The sequence below is a fragment of the Sporosarcina psychrophila genome (genome assembly GCF_001590685.1).
Lineage (GTDB): Bacteria > Bacillota > Bacilli > Bacillales_A > Planococcaceae > Sporosarcina > Sporosarcina psychrophila.
Map to the genome: position 1 here is coordinate 4,065,061 of NZ_CP014616.1, position 20,831 is coordinate 4,085,891.

The 20,831-nt window shown below is 36.3% G+C and carries 20 protein-coding genes; 1 reads left to right on the forward strand and 19 read right to left on the reverse strand.

The features are described from left to right. Window positions 1-80: 80 nt before the first annotated feature. The 16 genes from AZE41_RS19055 to AZE41_RS19130 form a co-directional block, all read right to left on the reverse strand. Complete coding sequence (locus AZE41_RS19055; protein ID WP_067212903.1) at window positions 81-725, reverse strand: bifunctional 2-keto-4-hydroxyglutarate aldolase/2-keto-3-deoxy-6-phosphogluconate aldolase; 645 nt, start codon at window positions 723-725, stop codon at window positions 81-83. Between the two features lie 12 nt (window positions 726-737). Next, a complete protein-coding gene (locus AZE41_RS19060) occupies window positions 738-1,316 on the reverse strand; it encodes a glucose-6-phosphate isomerase family protein (RefSeq protein ID WP_067212906.1) in 579 nt (192 codons plus the stop codon). A gap of 22 nt (window positions 1,317-1,338) precedes the next feature. After that, a complete protein-coding gene (locus AZE41_RS19065; protein ID WP_231885726.1) occupies window positions 1,339-2,289 on the reverse strand; it encodes a shikimate dehydrogenase family protein in 951 nt (316 codons plus the stop codon). A 73-nt stretch (window positions 2,290-2,362) separates the two neighbouring features. Continuing rightward, a complete protein-coding gene (locus AZE41_RS19070) occupies window positions 2,363-3,310 on the reverse strand; it encodes a phosphoglycerate dehydrogenase (RefSeq protein WP_067212908.1) in 948 nt (315 codons plus the stop codon). A 200-nt stretch (window positions 3,311-3,510) separates the two neighbouring features. Then, entirely contained in the window at window positions 3,511-4,548 is a 1,038-nt protein-coding gene (locus tag AZE41_RS19075) for a zinc-dependent alcohol dehydrogenase (protein WP_231885727.1), read from the reverse strand. A gap of 12 nt (window positions 4,549-4,560) precedes the next feature. Continuing rightward, window positions 4,561-5,595 carry a zinc-dependent alcohol dehydrogenase gene (locus tag AZE41_RS19080; protein ID WP_067212915.1) on the reverse strand — a complete coding sequence of 345 codons (1,035 nt, stop codon included), beginning with the start codon at window positions 5,593-5,595 and terminating at the stop codon, window positions 4,561-4,563. Between the two features lie 27 nt (window positions 5,596-5,622). Further along, on the reverse strand, window positions 5,623-6,582 hold the full coding sequence (locus tag AZE41_RS19085) for an ABC transporter permease (protein WP_067212918.1): 960 nt from the start codon (window positions 6,580-6,582) through the stop codon (window positions 5,623-5,625). A 4-nt stretch (window positions 6,583-6,586) separates the two neighbouring features. Next, entirely contained in the window at window positions 6,587-8,068 is a 1,482-nt protein-coding gene (locus tag AZE41_RS19090; protein ID WP_067212921.1) for a sugar ABC transporter ATP-binding protein, read from the reverse strand. A 94-nt stretch (window positions 8,069-8,162) separates the two neighbouring features. Continuing rightward, window positions 8,163-9,227, reverse strand: coding sequence for a substrate-binding domain-containing protein (locus AZE41_RS19095; protein WP_067212924.1), 1,065 nt, complete (start codon window positions 9,225-9,227; stop codon window positions 8,163-8,165). 146 nt (window positions 9,228-9,373) lie between these two features. Then, window positions 9,374-10,150 (reverse strand): glucose 1-dehydrogenase, encoded by a 777-nt coding sequence (locus AZE41_RS19100; RefSeq protein ID WP_067212927.1) that lies wholly within the window; start codon window positions 10,148-10,150, stop codon window positions 9,374-9,376. Window positions 10,151-10,170: 20 nt separating this feature from the next. Then, complete coding sequence (pfkB, locus tag AZE41_RS19105; RefSeq protein ID WP_067212930.1) at window positions 10,171-11,100, reverse strand: 1-phosphofructokinase; 930 nt, start codon at window positions 11,098-11,100, stop codon at window positions 10,171-10,173. Between the two features lie 12 nt (window positions 11,101-11,112). After that, a complete protein-coding gene (locus tag AZE41_RS19110) occupies window positions 11,113-12,162 on the reverse strand; it encodes a galactitol-1-phosphate 5-dehydrogenase (protein ID WP_067212933.1) in 1,050 nt (349 codons plus the stop codon). A 73-nt stretch (window positions 12,163-12,235) separates the two neighbouring features. Next, window positions 12,236-13,720 carry a xylulokinase gene (locus tag AZE41_RS19115; protein WP_067212937.1) on the reverse strand — a complete coding sequence of 495 codons (1,485 nt, stop codon included), beginning with the start codon at window positions 13,718-13,720 and terminating at the stop codon, window positions 12,236-12,238. A 14-nt stretch (window positions 13,721-13,734) separates the two neighbouring features. Continuing rightward, window positions 13,735-14,595, reverse strand: a complete 861-nt coding sequence (locus tag AZE41_RS19120; protein WP_067212942.1) for a class II fructose-bisphosphate aldolase — start codon at window positions 14,593-14,595, stop codon at window positions 13,735-13,737. Continuing rightward, the gene (gene xylB / locus AZE41_RS19125; protein ID WP_067212945.1) at window positions 14,595-16,130 is read right to left on the reverse strand and encodes a xylulokinase; all 1,536 of its coding nucleotides are present in this window, start codon (window positions 16,128-16,130) and stop codon (window positions 14,595-14,597) included. The genes AZE41_RS19120 and xylB overlap by 1 nt, the downstream gene beginning before the upstream one ends. Before the next feature lie 28 nt (window positions 16,131-16,158). Then, a complete protein-coding gene (locus AZE41_RS19130) occupies window positions 16,159-16,902 on the reverse strand; it encodes a GntR family transcriptional regulator (protein ID WP_418064633.1) in 744 nt (247 codons plus the stop codon). A 141-nt stretch (window positions 16,903-17,043) separates the two neighbouring features. Between AZE41_RS19130 and AZE41_RS19135 the strand changes: the two genes are divergently transcribed. Further along, window positions 17,044-17,910 (forward strand): D-psicose 3-epimerase, encoded by an 867-nt coding sequence (locus AZE41_RS19135; protein ID WP_067212951.1) that lies wholly within the window; start codon window positions 17,044-17,046, stop codon window positions 17,908-17,910. Window positions 17,911-18,188: 278 nt separating this feature from the next. Here the strand turns inward: AZE41_RS19135 and AZE41_RS19140 are convergent, their stop codons facing one another. The 3 genes from AZE41_RS19140 to AZE41_RS19150 all read right to left on the reverse strand — a co-directional run bounded on the left by AZE41_RS19140 (window position 18,189) and on the right by AZE41_RS19150 (window position 20,816). After that, window positions 18,189-18,896, reverse strand: coding sequence for a glucosamine-6-phosphate deaminase (locus tag AZE41_RS19140; RefSeq protein ID WP_231885728.1), 708 nt, complete (start codon window positions 18,894-18,896; stop codon window positions 18,189-18,191). 195 nt (window positions 18,897-19,091) lie between these two features. After that, window positions 19,092-20,084, reverse strand: a complete 993-nt coding sequence (gene galE, locus AZE41_RS19145) for a UDP-glucose 4-epimerase GalE (protein WP_067212953.1) — start codon at window positions 20,082-20,084, stop codon at window positions 19,092-19,094. Window positions 20,085-20,156: 72 nt separating this feature from the next. After that, window positions 20,157-20,816 (reverse strand): HAD family hydrolase, encoded by a 660-nt coding sequence (locus AZE41_RS19150; protein WP_067212956.1) that lies wholly within the window; start codon window positions 20,814-20,816, stop codon window positions 20,157-20,159. Window positions 20,817-20,831: the final 15 nt, after the last annotated feature.

A 20,831-nucleotide genomic window follows, 5' to 3' on the forward strand; every position in this document is an offset into this window, starting at 1 on the left:
AATACTCATCCCTTCGTTTATGAATTGACTTAGGGTCTTTTTTCTCTTACCAAAAAAGATGAATTTTTAATACCAACTAATCAATTATTTCTTGCTATATTAATTTGTTCAATAAAACTTTTAGCGGTGTCAGTAATCTGCTCGTAACCTTGAACATCTGGTTTTCCAATCAGACTACCCCCTGCTCCGACAGCAGCTGCTCCCGCACGAATCCACTCACCAACATTATCTACATTAACTCCGCCTGTAGGCATCAAATTAGCTTGAGGTATGGGGCCTTTTATTGCAGAAATGACTTTTGGTCCTAAGAGTTCTCCAGGGAAAACTTTTAATAACTCTGCGCCTGTTTCAAGTCCTTTCACTACGTCTTTAATAGTCATGACGCCTGGCATGTATGGAATTTGGTACCGATTGCATAACCTGGCTGTGTCTTCATCTAAATAAGGGCTCACGATATACTGTGCTCCCGCAAGAATCGCAATGCGGGCAGTTTCTGGATCAAGGATTGTGCCTGCTCCGACAATGATATCCTTCCCAAACTCAGCTCTAATTTCTTTAATGACTTCGGTTGCACCAGGAACAGTGTAAGTAATCTCTATCGCAGCTACACCACCTTTAAAACATGCTTCTGTGATTCGCTTTGCTTTTTCAGCATTATCCGAACGCACAACTGCTACGAGTCCACTCTCTTCAATCTTTGTAAGTATGTCTCTTTTACGATACATAGTAGAGCCTCCTTATTGTTTCCATTTAGGATTATCAATAACTTCAGCGTTTCCATTTCGCTCAACGACTAATTTACGGAAACCTTTCATCTCGATTGTTCCGTAATCATGTCCTGCGTCTGCTCGGAATGAGAAGAAAGTAATTAGGGGTTCACTTCCGATATTAATACTTCTGTGCGCATAACGTGCTGGAACGTATACAGCTTGTCCAGGAACAAATTTCTCAATTTGCCAATCTCCTTCTGGATTTTCCATAAGCATATATCCAGTCCCACTAAGACAAAAATAAACTTCACCTGTTTCAAGGATTTCATGAAAATGTCCTTTTGTCATGTAGTATTCGTCTCCCACTGTCCCTGGGTAGACGATGCTAGTTCCAAAATGGATATCACCTTCAGTTTTAGGTAGATCCAAACTATAATACTCATAGATTACATGGTTATTTTCTTCTTGGATCGATTTTTCCAAAGCCTCTACATTGTAAAACATTTTTTTCATATCTGATAAATAACGTTTTGTAGATGTTTCTGATTTTGAAAGCCCTGTTACTAAATCAAAGTTAACCGTGAATGCTTTTGCTGTTTTTGTCAATTTGTTTCCTCCTAGTTGTAATTCATCTCATTTGATTAGAATATTGTTCAATCTGGTCAAACTTATCTCCTACAATATCAATGTTAAACACTTCTGCTATAACTTGTGTCCAGCCATGTATAAAGTAAATCCAACCGTCTTCTACAAGTAGATTACGGCATTCTGCTTGTGCAGTCGCTTGATGCATGAAATCTAATTCTCCGCGATAATTCAATTCCCAAATCAAGCTCTCTTTTGGGAATATCGCTTCATCTGGAAGCGGGGATCCAGGTCTGTCTTTTCCAAGCCCTGTCGCATTGATAATAAGAGAATGTGGTTTCAATTTTTTAAGTAATTTTTCATTTTGAGAAGCTTCTGGTGTTAAATAATATTCCACATTCACTTTAGGGTTCACCTTATGAATAATAGTTTTAATTTCATCCAGTCTTTTTTGATTGCGATCTGAAATTAATATTAATGAAGGTACATTCCCCTCCCTATCCGATTTTAGTAAATAGGAAGAGATAGCAATGGCACTTCCACCCGCCCCTATTATGAATAACTCTCCCTTATGATTATCCCAATAACTATCTGGTACGAAGCTTTCCAAAGCCAGACCACTTGAAATCGGGTCTTTAGCATGACCACAAAGTTTGCCATCTCTTTTAGATATAGAAGATAATTCACCAAACGTTTTGGCAAAAGGATCCAAGTAATCGAATAAATCCTCTGTAGCCTCATAGAGGTCAATTTTATGTGTAGTAACTAAGGCCCCCAAAGATAATTCATCATTTTTTATAAATTCTACAACTTCCCTATACTCTTTAGCATCGGCATGAATATTCATATCAATTCCTTTTAAGACAGCATCTTCAAGTTCCAATATTTTTGCCCATTCTGGGAATAGTTTCATAATAGATGACTTAGTTGTCGTTACCCCAATAAAATACATCGTAGGTACTGTTGCTTTTTCAGGCAAATTCAAATCTACCATCCCTTTCCTTTTCGTTTACTGAATGCATTTGTAGAATATATATGCATCATATTATGATAATCTGTTTTCATCATTACTTTTCACTCATTATCATGTTTAACAAATTTTGAGTTGAAACAATTGCCATACGCTCTACGGACTCTTTTGTGAATGCTCCGATATGAGGTGTCAAAATAAAATTAGGTAAGGAAATTAATGAATCACCTACTATTGGTGGCTCTTGAGAATAGACATCTTGAGCTGCTACTCCTATTTGTCTATTGGATAATGCATTATATAGTGCATTTTCATCTACTAATTCGCCACGCGCAGTATTAATCAATGCGGAACTAGGTTTCATATGATTAAATACATCAGCATTTATCATATGCTTTGTTTCTTTCGTTACTGGTAAATGAAGTGTAATGAAATCTGCAGAACTTATTAATTCATTGAAGTTTTCGGATCGTTGTACATTAAAATCATCAAGAAATGCTTGATCATTAAAAAATGGATCATAAATAGTGACATCCATTTGTAGACCACTACATCGTTTAGCAACCTCTTTTCCGATTTGTCCCCCTCCAATTACTGCAACATTCTTTCCTGTTAGTTCACTTCCAATCACACGATTCCATCCAAACGTTTTTACAGTTTGAATAGATTGGGAAAGGTTACGAGCAGTTTCAAACATGAGCCCAACAGCCAACTCTGCTACCGAAATGTTATTTGTACCACCAGCGTTTTGTACTCTAATGCCTAACTCTTGAGCTTTCTCCAAATCAATATTATCCATTCCAACACCGTATTTTGAAATTACTTGTAATTGACTACATGATTCCAGGACATGTGCAGATAACGGATCTACACCCACAATGATTCCGACAACGCCTTCTTTTGCAATTTCGATTATCTCTTCTTCAGTAAGCGTACGCCCAGTTGTGTTTTCTATAACTTCAAATCCTTGTTGTTCAAGCATTTCAATAGGCTTTTCTTTATATTTTTGAAACGACTTTGGCGTAATCAGAATCTTCTTTTTCACATTTTCACCTCATTCAAGTATTTTAGGGGTTGATACATCACTATGTCACTACATATCATATTAAATTTGTAATGTTTACTTATAACAATCAAAGTTTTACCCTTTAATCAATTTAGATGCAGCACTAAAATCGAAGTAGCTATTATTAAATCTATGATTCATCTACTTTTTATAACCTTAGATATGTAAATAATGATTTCTTATTCATTACTTATTTCCACATTTATTATTACTTTCATTACCTGATCTTTATTCTTATCAATAATTGAATATGCTTCAGAATAGTTCTCAAAATCCAAGTGGTTTGTTATTAGTGAATTCAAGTTTATTTTTTTATCTTTAATCAATTCTACCGCTTGATTAAAATCGGCGGTTTGATACATAGCACTTCCTAAAACCGTTAATTCATGGTCTTGAACAAATCCCATATTAACTTTTGTTAAATCAGATACAACACCTACGATAACTACTGTACTACCTTTTCGCGCTACTTCAATCGTTTGAGCAACAGTATAACTAGAACCAACACATTCAAATATGACATCCGCTTTAGTATGACCAAAACAACGAACTATTCCATCTGATAGTTCTTCGCTATTGCTATTGATTGTCTTCAATCCACATTGTTCAGCAATTTCAATCCTTGTTTCACTTAATTCCGACACAACCACTTGTTTTGCACCTAGAGCTTTTGCAGTTTGTGCAACTAAATTTCCGATAGGTCCGCCACCAATTACTAGAACATTTTTATCTTCAATTGTTGATACACGTCGAACTGCATGAATTGCTACAGCAAGCGGTTCAATCATAGCTCCTTCATCCCATGAAATGGAATCGGGAAGAATGATTGCTTTTTCTTCATCAACTACAAAGTATTCGCTAGCCATCCCTGTTGTTTGAAAACCCATCACTTTCAACTCTTCACAGACATGATACATTCCATTTTGACACATGAAACACTCGCCACACACTACTTGTGGCTGGATTGTTACTTTATCTCCTATTTTGATTCTATCCACATTTTTACCTACTTCTTTCACTTCTGCTGAAATTTCATGGCCTTGAACAACTGGATAAGATGTATATGGATGCTTACCGTGGTTAACATGAATATCGGATCCACAAACGCCAATTTTCTTAATTTTTATTTTGATTTCATGATTTCCAACTTCAGGGATATCGACACTTTGAAATACAATGTTGCCTGGCTCGGTCATAATTGCTTGTTTCATCTTCATGAAATCACCCTATCATTTATATTTTATAATCACTTTTTTGGTTTTCTTTCCATCTACAAAGTCTTGAAGTGTTTCTATTATATGTTCAAATTCAATAACTTCGGAAATGAAATCGCTCAATATTAACTTACCATCACAAATCCATTGAACGATTTGATCGTGGCATGCGCCTTCTTCTTCTTTATAGGGCATTTGTTGAAAATTCAGCTTCCAATTATATGGTGAATTCGCCCAATTTAAATTCATGTTATTCACTTTAGGTACGCCATAACAAAGAACTTCTCCACGATCTTTCAAAAGTGAAATCGCTTCGTTTATAATATTTTCTGAACCAACTGCATCTAGAACAAAATTCATACCTTTAGGATATAAAACCGAAATTTGTTCTTTTACATTGTGTACTGAACTGTTAATAACTGCTTTCAATCCAAAACTTTCAAGTAATTGCTTTTTATTTTCGTTTCGGACTACTGCGACAATGTCTTGAACATTTAAAAGCGATAGCAATTTGATAAAAGTCATAGCAACAGGACCACTTCCGTAAACAACAATAGAATCCCCGGGCTGAATATTGAAATATTTGATAGAACTAAAAACTTCTCTCAGCGTTACAAGGACAGGCGCTTCATATTTATCAATAAAATCCGGAAGTTTTTTTTGCGCATAGGCAACATCAGGAACTTCATTTGGTTCGTATGCTTCAAAATCATCAACAATACCATATTCACTAAAAGCTCCCCAAGCAGAGCCCAAAAGACTGTTATCGTGCATATGATTGGGTACAAATGATAGGACAATCAAATCTCCTACACTAAAACCTTTAACTTCAGATCCAATTTCCACTACTTCGCCAACACCTTCGTGGCCAAGCATCAGAGGATATGACGTTTTCTCAAATCCTTTAAATGATTGGTTGATTATCGTAGCATCCGTACCACAAATCCCACAGCTAACCGTTTTGACCAAAGCTTGCTTACTTGTAATTCGGGGTTTGTCTATATCCCAAACTTGCAATTCTCCTTTGTTTGAAACAACTACAGTTTTCATTTTTCTCCCCAATTCCGTTTCCTTTTTTTAGATTGTACGATCCTTTTTACTTGTTACAATTTGTAATAGTACAGCTGCAATAATTATTGCCCCTTTTATAATATCTTGTGGATAAGAAGGAACAGCCATCAGATTCATAATATTGCCGATTAAACCGAGAATTAGAGCACCCGCCACTGTATTTAATACGAATCCTTTTCCTCCCGCTAAACTGGCTCCACCTATTACAACTGCCGCAATAGCATCCAGTTCTTGTCCCATACCAACTGTCGCACTTCCTGTCGATGATCTTGCGGCAAGAAAAACACCTGCCAATGCTGCTAATGCACCTGAAATTGCGTATGTAGACATGACGTATTGCTTTGTTCGTACACCTGCTAATTGCAGTGCAGTTTCATTACTACCAATTGCAATTACTTTACGTCCATAGCCTGTATATCGATGTATAATTGTGAATACAACAATTATGAATAATGTAATTATTAAAATGGGATACATCAGATCTTTACTTACCAGCGTATTAATCGTACCTGATTCAATTTTAATTGGCCGACCTTCTGATAGGACGAATGCAACACCTCTAGCAATTGTCATGGTAGCTAATGTGGCAACGAATCCCTGAATTCCGGTATACGCTACGAGCACACCAGAAAATAATCCAAATAATAATCCAATAAGAACTGCAATACCAATTGAAGCAGTATAATGCATACTGAAGTCTGTTATTAATATTGCTGATACTGTTGAACCAATAGCCATAATAGAACCAACAGATAAGTCAATACCCCCGGCCAAAATAACATACAATAATCCAATGGCCACTAAAATCGGACCCGCTTGTTGTAGAGCAATATTTCGTAAGTTCATTGTTGTAAAAAATGTATCTGATAAAAAAGAACTTGCAACAATCAATAACAATAAGATAATAAATGTATTGTTATTGATGATAAATTCTTTCAAGTCAATTTTTTTTTTGAATATTGACATGATACTAAACCCCCATCGCTAATTTAATCAAGTTATTTTCTGTGAGATTTTCTTTCGACAACTCACCCACAATTTTACCTTCTCGCATAACTATTGCACGGTCACAAGTTCCAATTATCTCCGCCATCTCTGAAGATACAATGATGATAGCCACACCTTCTTCTGCAAGCCTGTTTATAATTCTATAAATTTCAGTTTTAGCTCCAACATCAACTCCACGAGTCGGTTCATCGAAAATGATTAACTTTTTCTCAATCGCTAACCATTTAGACAACGCAATTTTTTGCTGGTTGCCACCACTTAAGCTGTCTGCGTTATCTTCCGTTGAACCATATTTCGTTGCAATTTGAGCTAATAAATCTTTAACATGATTTTTTTCTTTTTGATGATTTATAAAGCCATCTCGTTGATGTGTAACTAAAGTAGTATTTATTCGAATTGATTGCTTAAGGAGAAGTCCTTGCGATTTTCTATCTTCAGGTAATAATCCAATTCCTAATTTAATAGCGGTTTTTGGATTTTTGATATTCACTTCTTTTCCAAAATAGATGATTTTCCCATTGGTTTTTCGGTCAGCACCGAAAATCGCACGCATTGTTTCTGTCCGCCCGGAACCGACCAATCCGCTAAATCCCAATACCTCACCTTTTCTTAAGGAGAAAGAAGCGTTTTCTACTAAATCCGCAGTACTTAAGTTTTCAACACGAAGAATTTCTTCTTCAATCTTTGCATGTCTTTCAGGAAACAGTTGCTCAATCTCTCTGCCTACCATCAATGTGACCAACTGCTCTTTTGTAATTTTAGAAGTTTCAACTGTATTTACATATTTACCATCTTTCAACACCGTAATTTTGTCGCTGATGGCAAATAGCTCTTCTAGACGATGTGAAATATATACTATCGTTACGCCATCCTTTTTTAATTTCCTTATTAAATTCAATAAGTTTTCAGTTTCTGTATGGGTTAGTACAGCGGTAGGTTCATCAAAAACGAGAACTTTTGAATTTTTCGCAAGGCATTTACAAATTTCTACAATTTGCTGGTAAGCAACACTTAACTCACCAACTTTTTTATTTGGATCAATATGTCCAAAACCAATTTTCGACAATTGTTCTTGCGCTTTTCTTTTTAAGTCTCTCCAATTAATGAATAATCCCGAGTTACTTAATTTGTCAATGAATATATTTTCAGCAACAGTTAAATCTGGAGCTAACATAAATTCCTGATAGATTACGGATACCCCCATATCAATCATTGCACGAGGAGTTGAAACTTTTGCTTCTTGGCCATCAATAATAATTGTACCTTCGTCTTTTGCATAAGCGCCCGCCAATATTTTCATTAAAGTTGATTTACCTGCACCATTCTCACCAATCAGTGCATGAATTTCTCCACGATTTACATTTAACTGAACGTCTTCTAACGCTTTAACTCCATTAAAGTGTTTTGCAATATGGTTCATTTCCACGATATAATTGGAAGTCATAATAACACTTCTCCTTCCTATGGTAGGTTCTACCTATAAATAAATCCTCCCAAAACGCGAGAGGATTTTTTTATTTTATCAAGTTTAACTAAAATCAAAATCCAAATTCGTAATATTCATCAACATTATCTTTTGTAACCGCTGCGGGTTTTGTCAGAGTGATTTTGTCATAGTCTTTTGATTCTTTTCCATCAACTAGAATTTCTTTTCCTATTTGAATCCCCAATTGTGCTACTTTATAAGGACTATTTTCACCAGTCGCGAAATATAATCCTTCTTTTATTAAATCATATGCTTCTTTTGCGCCGTCAGCTGCAGCTACAATATCTACATTATCGTTACCCGCATTTTTAAGAGCAGTCATTGCACCAAAAAGCATTTGATCATTCTCTCCAAGAACAGTTGTTAAATTTGGATTAGCAGTAATTAAGTCTTCTGCTGCTTTCAGACCTTCTTGTTCTGTCCAAGCTCCCCAACCTTGACCAACAATAGAAAATTTCGCTTCTTTATTAGAAGCCTTACCTTCATTTGTTAATTGTTTCTCCAAATCTGCAGCTAGTTTCCATGCTTCATCCTCAGATACGCCGAGTTTTCCTTCTAAAATTCCAGCAAATAATCCCGTACGACGCTCTTCACCAGCTACATTACCTTTTGCACCACTTAGAATAATAGAAACGACTTCTTCATCGCTCATCTTTTCCGCGTATGCGAGGCCTACTAAACGTCCGTTTTGTAAATTATCCGAATAGATTGTAGTGATGCTCTCTGCTTCATCGCTAACACCACTATCCAAGTTAATAACGCCAATACCAGCTTCAGCAGCTTTATTAATACTAGAAACGACAGAGTCTGGTTCAATTGCATCTACATAGATTAAATCCATACCTTGAGCAATAAATGTTTCTATATTCTCAGTTTCCTTAGCTGTATCTCCATTTGCATCTAATACTGTAAGTTTCCAACCTTCTTCTTTTGCATATTCTTTCATTGCATCAACAAGAGAAACGAAATATGGAGAATCCTGTGTCTTTATAGCAAAACCAACTTTAAATGAATCTGTATCACCATTTTCAGCTTTTGAATCTGACGAATTTCCACAAGCTGCAAAAACTAACATTACGGATAGAAGCGCTGCAATAATAAACATGTTCTTCTTCATGAACAAACCCCCTATAATTTTTAAATCATTGTAATGTTACGACAATACAATGTATTACTACTATACAGTTTAATGATAGCGGTTTCAACAACTTTTTTAATAATTCAGTAGTTTCTTTTAATATTATTACTTTTCCATATTTCACATTAGATAATCGTGAAGCCACCATCAATCGTAAGTTGGCTACCTGTTACAAATGAAGCTGAATCTGATAGTAAATAGATGACAGCCCCAGCGAGTTCTTCAGGTTTCCCTAAACGTTTCATTGGTGTCGATTCAGCCCATTGTTCTCTCCAATCCTCTCTTACGAATGAAGTTAGCTCTGTAAAAATATAACCTGGACTTATACAATTGACTCTTATATCATGTGAAGCCCATTCATATGCAAGTGATTTAGTTAAATGCACAACGCCCGCTTTTGAAGTATTATATGATGCTTGAAGCTGTGGATAATTAACGATTTGTCCGGACATTGATGCTGTATTGACAATTGCCCCTTTAATTCCATTCTCTATCAAATATTTACCGAACAATTGTGCAACATAATAGACACCATTTAAGTTAACATCAATTACTTTATTCCATTCTTCTGGAGTTGTTTCAATAACAGGCTTCTGTATGACGATACCTGCATTATTAAAGAGTAAATCAATTCTTCCCATCTGTTCAACAGCTTGTTGCAAACAAGACTTTACACCCTCATAATCAGTTACGTCTACTTCACAAGAATAAGTTTGGCAACCATACTTTTCTGCAATTTCATTCGCTGCTTCAGCAGCTTTATCGCCTTGTATGTCAAAAATAACAACATTTGCACCAACTGCAGCAACATGTTCTGCTACTACACGTCCAATTCCCCTAGAACCACCTGTTATCAAAATCGTTCTATTCTCTAATGAAAATAACTTTTTGAGCATATCCATACAATTCAATCATCCTTTTCTCAACGAATTTTACTCACTTGAATTTGTTTGTAAATTTTTGTAATATCGCTTATTTGTACTTTCCCTGTCGATTCCGTTAATGTATTCGCAGCTGACACCGCAATTGCATTACGCAATAATTGTTCGGGAGACTCTTTTTGTACTAGCCCAATTGCGATAGCCCCTACCATTGAGTCGCCAGATCCTACTGTATTAACAATTTGCAATTCAGGTGGAGTACCCTTCCATACACCGTTTTTTGTAATTAGTAATGCTCCTTCATGACCTAATGACACCATTACAATTTCTATTCCCTTATTGATATACGACATACAATAGTCAATTACTTGGTCAGTGGATGCCTTTTCAATGCCCATGATTTGTTCTATTTCTTGACGATTTGGTTTAATCACTGTTGGTATTTCTGTAATTCCATGCACTAAATATTCGCCATTTGTGTCTAGTATAATCTTTTTTTGTTGTTTTCTAGCAATAGCAACTAATTGCGCATAAATATTTTGTGGCATACCTCTTAGTACACTTCCCGATAAAGTCACAACTTCCGCCGAGGCAATATGTCTCGCAAAATGGCTTAGAAAAGAAGATACTGTCTCTTCTCTCACTTCATCACCCGACTCCAGTAGTTCAGTCGACACTCCATTTTCACTCATTATATTTATGCAATTACGAGATTCAATTGATGCTTCCGTAAATTCAAAGTCAATACCTTCTTGTGCGAGCAATTCACAAATCAACTTGCCTGTATATCCTCCTGTAATACCAATTGCTTTGACAGGATGGCCAAGAGTATCTATAATGCGTGCTACGTTTAAACCTTTTCCTCCCGCAGTTTGAATCATTTTTTCTACTCTGTATACATCACCAATAGAGAATGACGGAACTTTATAAAACTTATCGAGTGCAATATTTAACGTGACGGTTATTATCATATGAAATCACCCTTACTTCTCGCTATCAATTAAAATTTTACCTTTTACAGTACTTGGAACTTTAAACAGTTTGAATGCTTCATCAATTTCACTTAGCGGAATTATTTTGTACAGTAACGAATCATCAATCTGAATGTCACCGGCTTGTATATGTTTTGCAGTTGCAACCCATTCTTCACCAGGGAAATTATCACTGTATGACATCCAAGATCCAGTGAGTGTTAATTCTTTTCTGTTAATATTTTCCCATTCATCAATACTAAAGGTTATTTCTTGCTTAGGTGTGCCTATTAAACAAATTGAACCCTTTTTTCTCACTAATTCAAATGTAGATTTAATCGTTTCAGTATTACCTGCAGTTTCATATACAAAATCAAATTGTTTTACATTACCACTGTTGTTCAATTTACTTAAGTAGTTTTCATCACTTGTATTGATACACTCATCTGCACCAAATCGTTTCGCTAGTTTGAGTCGTTCATCGCTAATATCAAAAACAGTAATTTGTCCTGCTCCTAATATTTTCAACCATTGCAAAGTAAAAAAACCAATATTACCTATACCTAATACCGCTACTGAAGATCCCGGTCGGAAATTTAGACGCTTAATTCCATGAAGAGCTACGGTTATTGGTTCAAAAAAAGCCCCTTTAACATAGGAAATCGATGGATCTAAATAAATAGCATTTTTTTCAGGAATGACAACATACTCAGCGAAGCTACCATTTCTTCTTGAACCTACAAAACTATATTTTTCACAAAGTGCATAATCACCTTTTTCGCATTGTTCGCAATTCATACAAGGCAACAATGGTGCTCCAGCAATTCGATCACCTATTTTTAACTTCTTCACATTTGGTCCAATTTCAACTACTTCACCTGAAAATTCATGTCCTAAAATAATCGGATAATTATGAGCGGCATTTGCATTTACCCTTGGAATATCTGAGCCGCAAATACCGGTAAATTTGACCTTCACCAGGACATCCTCTAGCCCTGGTGATGGCATTTCTACTTCTTCGTAAACAATATTTCCTCTTCCATGTAATACTCCCGCTTTCATTTAGACACTCTCCTTCTGTCTGAACTATTTGCCGCGATGAAACTAGAATTTTAAATTAATTCATTCGATACCTTTAGATAAACATTTCCTTGTTTAGCCATGTAGATAATTTTAAATACAAAGCTAAAGATTCTTCATATTTTTCTCGTCGATTTAAATCTGGAAAATGTTGTCGATTGATTTTGACTGTCTGTTCAACCGCATCATCAAAGTTGTTGTAAACACCCACTGCGACTCCGGCCAATAAAGCTGCTCCAAGCGTAGTTGCTGTATCGGAACTTGGTACTTTAATCCGACAACCTGTTACATCTGAATAGATTTGAATCCATAGCATGCTATTTGCCGCTCCGCCCATTGCAGAAATGTCTAGTTTTTCGATGTCCACTCCAGCCTCTTTTGCTATCAGTAAATTATGATAGACAGAGAACACAACGCCTTCTAACACTGCACGAATCGCGTGAGACTTAGTTTCCTTAAAACTCAGACCATAAAACAGAGCTTTTACTTTCGGATTCCAAAGTGGACTTCTCTCTCCTGCTAAATATGGCAAGAATACAACCCCATCAGATCCTTCTGGGATTTGTTCCGCTCTTTTCGTTAACTCATCAAAACTGAGATGCTCTCCAAACTCATCTTTAAACCAGCGAAGAGCACCTCCACCTCCTACAGTTCCACCTTGTAATAACCAACGATTCGGAATAACATGTGGTGAAAAAATAAGTTTTGGATGTGTTTTTGGCTCATTAAGACATATACTGACACCGCCAGCTTGTCCCCCTTGAAGTTGAGTTTCATAATTTTGAATAACCCCAGCTCCCAAAGCTCCACACGCAGCATCCAAACCGCCGGCAATTACTGGAATCCCTACTTTCAATCCTGTCATTGCAGCAGCTTCCTCAGTTATAGTACCAATGACTTCGTGACATTGATAAATTTCTGGTAATTTGTCGATTGGTATTCCAAAACGACTGGCCATTTCCAAATCGTATTGATAAGTTATTGGGTTATAAAGATGCAAACCATAGTTTTGACTACGATCCGACGACATTTTCCCTGTCAATTTCATTCCTATAAAACTATTACTTTGTAAAAATTTATAAGTTCGATTGAATAACTCTGGCATGTGTTTCTTAAACCACAAAATTTTAGGTGTTGTATATGTAGGGGAGAAAGAATTTCCAGACACGTTGTAAATATCTTCATCAGTAATTGAACTAGCAATATTTGAAATGATATCAGTTGCTCGTGTGTCTAACCAAATTGGCGTATTATGCAAACAATTACCTTCTTTATCTACCGGAATTGCTGACCAACCTTGACCCGCAATTCCAATACCTACAATCTCATTATCAATTAATAATTTACTTTCTAAACACTTTTGAATCGATTTACATACTTCCATCCACCATTCCTCTGGATTTTGCTCTACCCATCCTGGCTTAGGATAATATATTGGATAATGTGATGAACTTTGGCTCACCACCTCACCGTCCGACTTAAAAATAGCAACTTTGCATGATGAAGTTCCAATGTCAATTCCTAACAATAACTTTTCCATAGTTCAACCTCGAATCAATGAAATGTAGATGCTTTTCCGTTGCTGCCGCAAGTATACATTTTTTCTTTTGCTAACTCTTTTACTTTTGTGCGTGCATATGCCATGAATTTTTTAGGATCCACAAAACTTGTCTCAGTATCAAAATACTCTTTTACAGATTCAGTGAACATGATACGCAACTCCGTTGCATAGTTTATTTTACTTATTCCATTTTCAATGCACTGTTTAACATCATTTTCAGAAAGTCCAGAAGCTCCGTGTAAAACAAGAGGCACATCAACAGTTTTACTTAATTCATCAAGTAAAGTTAAATCTAGATTTGGCTCGCCTTTATATACTCCATGAGCAGTTCCTATCGCAACCGCTAATGAACTTACACAAGTTCTCTCTATAAATTCTTTTGCTTCAAGCGGTTTCGTATAGCCACTTGCTCCGAAATCCTCGTCACCCGGCTTACCACCTACATTACCTAGCTCCGCTTCAGTAGATACTCCAATTGGTTGGCAAAGATCTACTACTGCTTTTGTTTGCTTTATATTTTCTTCAAAAGATAGTTTAGATGCGTCTATCATGACAGATGTATAGCCTGCTCTAATTGCTTGAAGTGCCAATTCTGTACTATCCCCGTGATCAAGATGCAAAGCTACAGGAACTTTCGCATGCTTAAGTGCCGCCTCTACCATCGCATAATAGTAGTCCATATTTGCGTATTTCACAGTATTAGCCGAAGTTTGAATGATAACGGGTGAATCCGTTTCTTCAGCAGCCTCTACTACCGCTTGAACCATTTCCATATTTTCTACATTGAATGCGCAAACCGCATACCCATTTTGTTTTGCATGCTGTAAAATTTCATTACCAGTCACTAGAGCCATTAAAATGTAACTCCCTCCATTTGATGTTTTTCATAAATAGGTCTTAAAGCGAAATAAAAATCATCATAACGCTGTTTTGCTTTTTCATAGATTTCAATGTTAGTCGAATCGTTTTGTTGTGATTGACTGATGGCAATGAATTTTTCAACTACTTCAAAGTTTTCATAAATTCCAATCCCAACACCACCGATAATAGCTGCCCCCATCGAGCCTGCCTCATCTAGCAACCTAGGAACTTTGACAGTTAGTCCAAAAACATCTGAAATAATTTGACGCCAGACCTCATTTTTCGCTCCGCCACCGATTATAATCATGTCTTCAATTTTAATATGCTGCTGTAAAACATCCAAGATTATCGCTAAATTGAAAGTAACACCTTCAAGAACACTTCTTAACATTTCCGCTCGTGTCGTTTCTGATGTAATTCCTATAAATGTTCCTTTTGAAAACGAATCCCAACGCGGTGCGCGCTCACCAAGCAAATAAGGGAGAAATAGCAATCCATTAGAACCAGCAGGGGCTTGCTCAATTTGATCATTAATCATTTCATAAATTGTTTTCCCCAATTTTTTTCCTTCTTGTTCTTCCGAAGTGCAAATTGTTTCTTTCATCCAATTGAATGCACCGCCAGCGTATTGCATTGTTCCATTCGGTGCATAATATCCTGGAATAGCATGTGCCCATGTGACGATTCGCATTTCAGGGTCAAATATAGGTTTTTTCGAAGTAGTAGTTACCCATGCAGAAGTACCTAACGAACAATATGTTTTCCCTTCACTAATAGAGCCCGCCCCTATATTAGCAGTTACCCCATCACCTGCACCTATGACAACTTGTGTAAGCGTTGTCAATCCCATTGCTTTTGCAGCATCTTCCGTAACATTACCTGCAACAAACGTGGACGGTTTTAAATCTGGCAATTTAGTTGAATCGATTCTACTACTACTAATAATCTTATCGGACCACCTCAAGTTTTCTAGGTCAAAGCAACCCATACCATTACCATCCGAATAATCCGTGTAGAATGTATTCGTTAATTTAAATACGATGTAATCTTTTGCATTTAACACTTTGTACGTTTTTTCATATACTTCTGGTTCATTATCACGTATCCACATCAGTTTTTGAATACCATAAGAGGCTGTATTACGATGACCGACTATTCTATAAAACTCTTCTTGTGTCAAATGTTTTTCTAACTCTTCTACTTGTTTCTGTGCACGTTGGTCCGCCCAAATAATTGAATCTCTCAGTGGAATTCCTTCCTTATCAACACAGAGACAACCCATCATTTGACCACTAAAACTGACAACTTGAATATCCGCCGGCGAAATATCCAATCGTTCAATTAATTGTCTCGTAGAAGTACATATTGCCTTCCACCAATCTTCGGGATTTTGCTCTGCCCATTTTTCATTAAAGTAATGTGTACTATAAGAAGAAATACTACTACCTACCATTTCTCCAGAAACAGCAAACAAAGTTGCTTTGTTACCAGAAGTACCCAAATCATGAGCTAAAATATACTTTGTCATTTCTTTTTAATCTCCTTTGTATACCTGCTTACTTTGTCGCTGATATTACAATTTCAAAACGGTTTTTATCTCCACGGTAACGTGCAATTGTATATTCAATCGGTTCATCCTTTATATTGAATCCAATAGATATAAACTTTTGAACGGCTCTACCTTTTTCCAAATGGAGATTTTCCATATCGTATTCTATTGCTTCAACTGCTTCAATAAACCGCTTAATTTTATTGATTTTTGTCTCTTTATTCATACTTAATACCGGATAAAGTGATTCTTCAACAAAATTATGCTTTAATACGTTTTTACATTTTTCATAGGGCAAATAAGTCTTCACCATAACGATAGGTTCGTTATCCGCAAAACGACGACGATGTATATAAATAACTTTCTCATTTGGTTGCAATTTCAAATGTTCAATCACTTCTTTTGAAGCTTCTACTACTTCTAAATTCAAAACTTCTGTTGTTGGGGTCATTCCTAAATCTCTAATCTGATCATTAAATGATCCTAATGCTTGAGCAAAACTTTGCGAAATCTTTGGTGCCCGAACAAATGTACCTTTGCTTTTTTCCCGATACAACAAACCTTCTTGCACTAATTCTGTAATAGCTTGCCTCACTGTTGTTCGACTAATTTCATACACTTCGCTTAACTCTTTTTCTGTTGGAATCGAATCGCCTACTTGATAAATCCCTATTTCAATTTTTTTTTGTACTAACTCTTTAAGTTGAAAGTAAAGCGGGATTGGCACTGATTTATCCAGTTTTTCCGTCAAATTTAACACCTCTATTTTCCAATATACCTTTTTCAAAACTTTCCGACTTGACTAAAAGCTATTGTTTTAGTTATTATAACATGTAGTTGGAATATTGCAATATCATGACAATGATACATTACTTTTTATGGAGGGGACAACATGAAATACGGTATTTACTTTGCATATTGGGAAGATTCTTGGGAGGTTGACTTTGAGGAATATATTGAAAAGGCGAAGAACCTTGGATTTGATATTTTAGAAGTCGCAGCACTAGGCCTCGTTCATTTATCAGACAGTAAATTAACACGTCTTAAAGAATTAGCCGATTTCCATAATATTATTCTGACAGCTGGCATTGGACTGCCAAAAGAGTATGACGTTTCTTCTTCAAATGACGAAACACGTGAAAACGGAATTCTTTTCATGAAAAAAGTGATTGACAATTTACACATGGCGGGAATAGACCGGATTGGTGGCACAATTTATTCTTATTGGCCGGTTGACTATACTGTTCCTATCGAAAAACCAATAGCTCTTAAGCACAGTATTGATAGCATACGAATTCTCGCTCAATACGCTCAAAAATACAACATCACATTACTAATAGAAACGCTGAATCGTTTTGAACAATTTTTATTGAATGATGCTAAAGAAGCTATCAATTTCGTAAAAGAGGTCAATGAACCAAATGTTAAAATCATGTTGGATACTTTCCATATGAATATTGAAGAAGACAATATAGCAGATGCAATTCGCTACGCAGATACATTTTTAGGGCATTTGCATATTGGGGAAGCCAACCGTAAAGTTCCAGGTCAAGGTTCGTTGCCGTGGAGTGAAATTGGGGAAGCTTTAAAAGACATCAATTATAACCAATACATCGTCATGGAGCCATTTGTAAAAACAGGAGGACAAGTAGGTAGAGATATAAAAGTTTGGCGTGATCTCTCCGATAATGCAACTGAAGAAAAGCTCGACAATGACTTAGAAGAATCATTACGTTTCATAAAAGAAACTTTCGAATAAAATGAGTGATATATTGCTAATATTGAAGATATAACTCTAAGATTTAAGCCTTTATTTTATGCTTACGAGTCTTTCAGTAATAAAAAGAATTAAAAGATGGAACGCCGTCCGCGAAGAAAGTCGCACGGCATAGAGCAAGGGAAAAGGTGGAGATAATATCAAAACCTTACCTATTGCTATTTTCAGCACGTTATTGGCCGCTACTTATATGGTTTGACGTTCGATCCTAGTCAAAAAAAGCCTCCCAGAGGAATGAATATCTCTAGAAGGCGTCTTACTTATTCAGCTAAATTCTTTATATCCGTAATAACCGTCACATCTCCATGCCCCATTAGTGCAGTCACCGGATAATCCACAGTCACTGTTCCTTCCAACAGCCTTTCAAGAGCAAAGCGCTTTCGCTCGCCCAATGCAATTAGAATGATCTTTTTCGCTGCTAAGACCGATGAAATACCCATCGTCAATGCAGTAGCGGGTATCGGTTCATCATTGTCGAACATGGTACTATTTGCACCAAGTGTAGAGTCTGTTAACGTCTCCACATGCGTAACCGAATCAAATGATGTACCTGGCTCATTAAACGCAATATGCCCATTCTCTCCGATGCCAAGAAGTTGAACGTCTAGCGGGAATTCACTGAGAAGTTTCTCGTATAATACACATTCCTCCTCAAGTTTTTCAGCAACACCATTTGGAATATAGGTATGTTTAAATTTCTTCTTGCTAAATAAATGAGCTTGCATGAAAAATGCATAACTGTTCTTATTTCTATCATCGAGCCCAACATATTCGTCGAGATTGAATGCTGTAACCTTTTCGAATGATAGATCCGAATTGACTAATGTCTCATAGATAGGAATCATTGTGCTTCCCGTCGCAAGACCGAGCACATTCAACTTTCCTTTATCCTGTTGTTCTTTTAAAATTTCCATTACATGTTGTGCCGCTTGTTTTGGTTCCTCAACCGTAATAATCGTCATACTCATTATTTTTCCATCCTTCCAAGTCTTTAAATTTATACTTATGAATGAGAAAAGTAATCCCCTAATCAATTATTAAGTATGACTAAGGTAAGCCAAATATCATTAAAGATGCTTTTGTAAAATCTCAATGACTCTCTCCTGCTCCTCAACCGTCATATTCGACCCCGACGGCAGACAAAGTGCACTACGTTTTTTCTTTTACTCTTTATTATTCTCGAACCGCCAAGAATCCCGACACATGGATATAACATCACGTTTTGCTGACCAACCTAGTTCTCGATCTGCTTTTGAAGCATCGGCATAGCATGAAGCAATATCTCCAGGTCTGCGTTCTACAATTTCATAAGGAATTTCTATTCCATTAGCCTCTTCAAAGGCCTTGACTAACTCTATTACACTAGTACCGTTACCACTACCAAGATTATAGATATGTACACCTTCAGTTAGATTATCCAATGCTGCAACATGACCTTCCGCCAGATCCATCACATGAATATAATCTCTAACGCCTGTCCCATCGACTGTTGGATACTCGTTTCCAAAAATTCGAAGCTTCTCTAATTTTCTTTTTGCTACCTGAGTAACATACGGCATCAGATTATTTGGAATCCCATTAGGTACCTCACCAATTAACCCACTCTCATGGGCTCCTACTGGGTTGAAATATCTAAGAAGTGATACTGAGAAAGCCGGATTCGCTTTTGCTATATCATTTAGAATCCGCTCACTCATAGCTTTCGTTTCACCATAAGGATTAGTCGTTGGTAAAAGATTCATCGTCTCTACAAATGGTACAGTGTTGTCCCCGTATACTGTTGCCGAAGAACTAAGGACAAATCTTCTTACACCATAATTCTGACAAGCTTCTGCCAAAATCATAGTACTAACAAGATTATTATAGTAATAAGCTAATGGCTTTTCTACAGATTCACCAACCGCTTTAAGACCAGCAAAATGGATAACACCATCAATCGAATGGTTGGAAAAGATAGTAGATACCGCTGCTATATCAGTTACGTCTATCTGGTAAAAAATAACTTCTTTTTTCGTTAATTGCTTTATCTTATCTACTACTTCAACCCTACTATTGCAAAGATTATCGGCAACAATCACTGTATGCCCTGCCTCTAGCAGTGCAACACAGGTGTGTGAGCCAATATATCCAGCGCCGCCAGTTACTAAGATGTTCATCTTTGAATATTACCACCCTCATGTATAAAGATTCTTGGTATATACTAAGCATTCTTGAGATTTTAGGTTACTTTAAATAAGCTCTTCAAGTATACTAATAACCTTCAGGGCTCCATTTCTACACAATAAATCTTGTTCATTAGATTGGACTGTATATTTACACATATAAATAAAGTCTATATTATGCTCCTTAGCAGTCTTCATATCTGATAATGCATCGCCAATAAAAACAACCTTTTTATTTGGATTATGGTTCAAGATAATTGAAGTACACTCTGATTTAGTCTTTGGAGAACCATAAATTGCAGTGAAATATTTACTCAAATCCCTACCAATCAAGACTTCATTTAATTCATCTTCATCGCTTCCAGATGCTACATAAAGCTTTTTTTTTAAATTGGACAACCGCAATAATAACTCTTCACACCCGGGAGTAATTTCTGCGGAACTATAAAACTCTTTACAAATACTCGCATATTTTGATAAAAGATAATTATATTTTTCTTCTTGAAAAGGCTCTTTTGAGAAATCACTAAAAAACTCTTTGAATTTTACATATCTTGAAACCCCAAATGTTTTTTTACAATAGTCAACAAAATTACCAACAATATCTGGCGGATAGTTATCAACAGTTTCTCCAAAGGCTTCACATTTCAAAAGATTTACATCTATCAGCACACCATCACAATCAAAAATAACGACATCATAATCTTCCAAGACTCGTGAATTCATTTAGTTCACCCTCTT

What these genes read in the sequence shown, in the direction of transcription:
- AZE41_RS19055 (WP_067212903.1), bottom strand. Translation starts at nt 725, where the DNA reads ATGTATCGTAAAAGAGACATACTTACAAAGATTGAAGAGAGTGGACTC.
- AZE41_RS19065 (WP_231885726.1), bottom strand. Translation starts at nt 2,289, where the DNA reads ATGGTAGATTTGAATTTGCCTGAAAAAGCAACAGTACCTACGATGTAT.
- AZE41_RS19075 (WP_231885727.1), bottom strand. Translation starts at nt 4,548, where the DNA reads ATGAAGATGAAACAAGCAATTATGACCGAGCCAGGCAACATTGTATTT.
- AZE41_RS19080 (WP_067212915.1), bottom strand. Translation starts at nt 5,595, where the DNA reads ATGAAAACTGTAGTTGTTTCAAACAAAGGAGAATTGCAAGTTTGGGAT.
- AZE41_RS19085 (WP_067212918.1), bottom strand. Translation starts at nt 6,582, where the DNA reads ATGTCAATATTCAAAAAAAAAATTGACTTGAAAGAATTTATCATCAAT.
- AZE41_RS19090 (WP_067212921.1), bottom strand. Translation starts at nt 8,068, where the DNA reads ATGACTTCCAATTATATCGTGGAAATGAACCATATTGCAAAACACTTT.
- AZE41_RS19095 (WP_067212924.1), bottom strand. Translation starts at nt 9,227, where the DNA reads ATGAAGAAGAACATGTTTATTATTGCAGCGCTTCTATCCGTAATGTTA.
- AZE41_RS19100 (WP_067212927.1), bottom strand. Translation starts at nt 10,150, where the DNA reads ATGGATATGCTCAAAAAGTTATTTTCATTAGAGAATAGAACGATTTTG.
- pfkB (WP_067212930.1), bottom strand. Translation starts at nt 11,100, where the DNA reads ATGATAATAACCGTCACGTTAAATATTGCACTCGATAAGTTTTATAAA.
- AZE41_RS19110 (WP_067212933.1), bottom strand. Translation starts at nt 12,162, where the DNA reads ATGAAAGCGGGAGTATTACATGGAAGAGGAAATATTGTTTACGAAGAA.
- AZE41_RS19115 (WP_067212937.1), bottom strand. Translation starts at nt 13,720, where the DNA reads ATGGAAAAGTTATTGTTAGGAATTGACATTGGAACTTCATCATGCAAA.
- AZE41_RS19120 (WP_067212942.1), bottom strand. Translation starts at nt 14,595, where the DNA reads ATGGCTCTAGTGACTGGTAATGAAATTTTACAGCATGCAAAACAAAAT.
- xylB (WP_067212945.1), bottom strand. Translation starts at nt 16,130, where the DNA reads ATGACAAAGTATATTTTAGCTCATGATTTGGGTACTTCTGGTAACAAA.
- AZE41_RS19135 (WP_067212951.1), top strand. Translation starts at nt 17,044, where the DNA reads ATGAAATACGGTATTTACTTTGCATATTGGGAAGATTCTTGGGAGGTT.
- AZE41_RS19140 (WP_231885728.1), bottom strand. Translation starts at nt 18,896, where the DNA reads ATGAGTATGACGATTATTACGGTTGAGGAACCAAAACAAGCGGCACAA.
- galE (WP_067212953.1), bottom strand. Translation starts at nt 20,084, where the DNA reads ATGAACATCTTAGTAACTGGCGGCGCTGGATATATTGGCTCACACACC.
- AZE41_RS19150 (WP_067212956.1), bottom strand. Translation starts at nt 20,816, where the DNA reads ATGAATTCACGAGTCTTGGAAGATTATGATGTCGTTATTTTTGATTGT.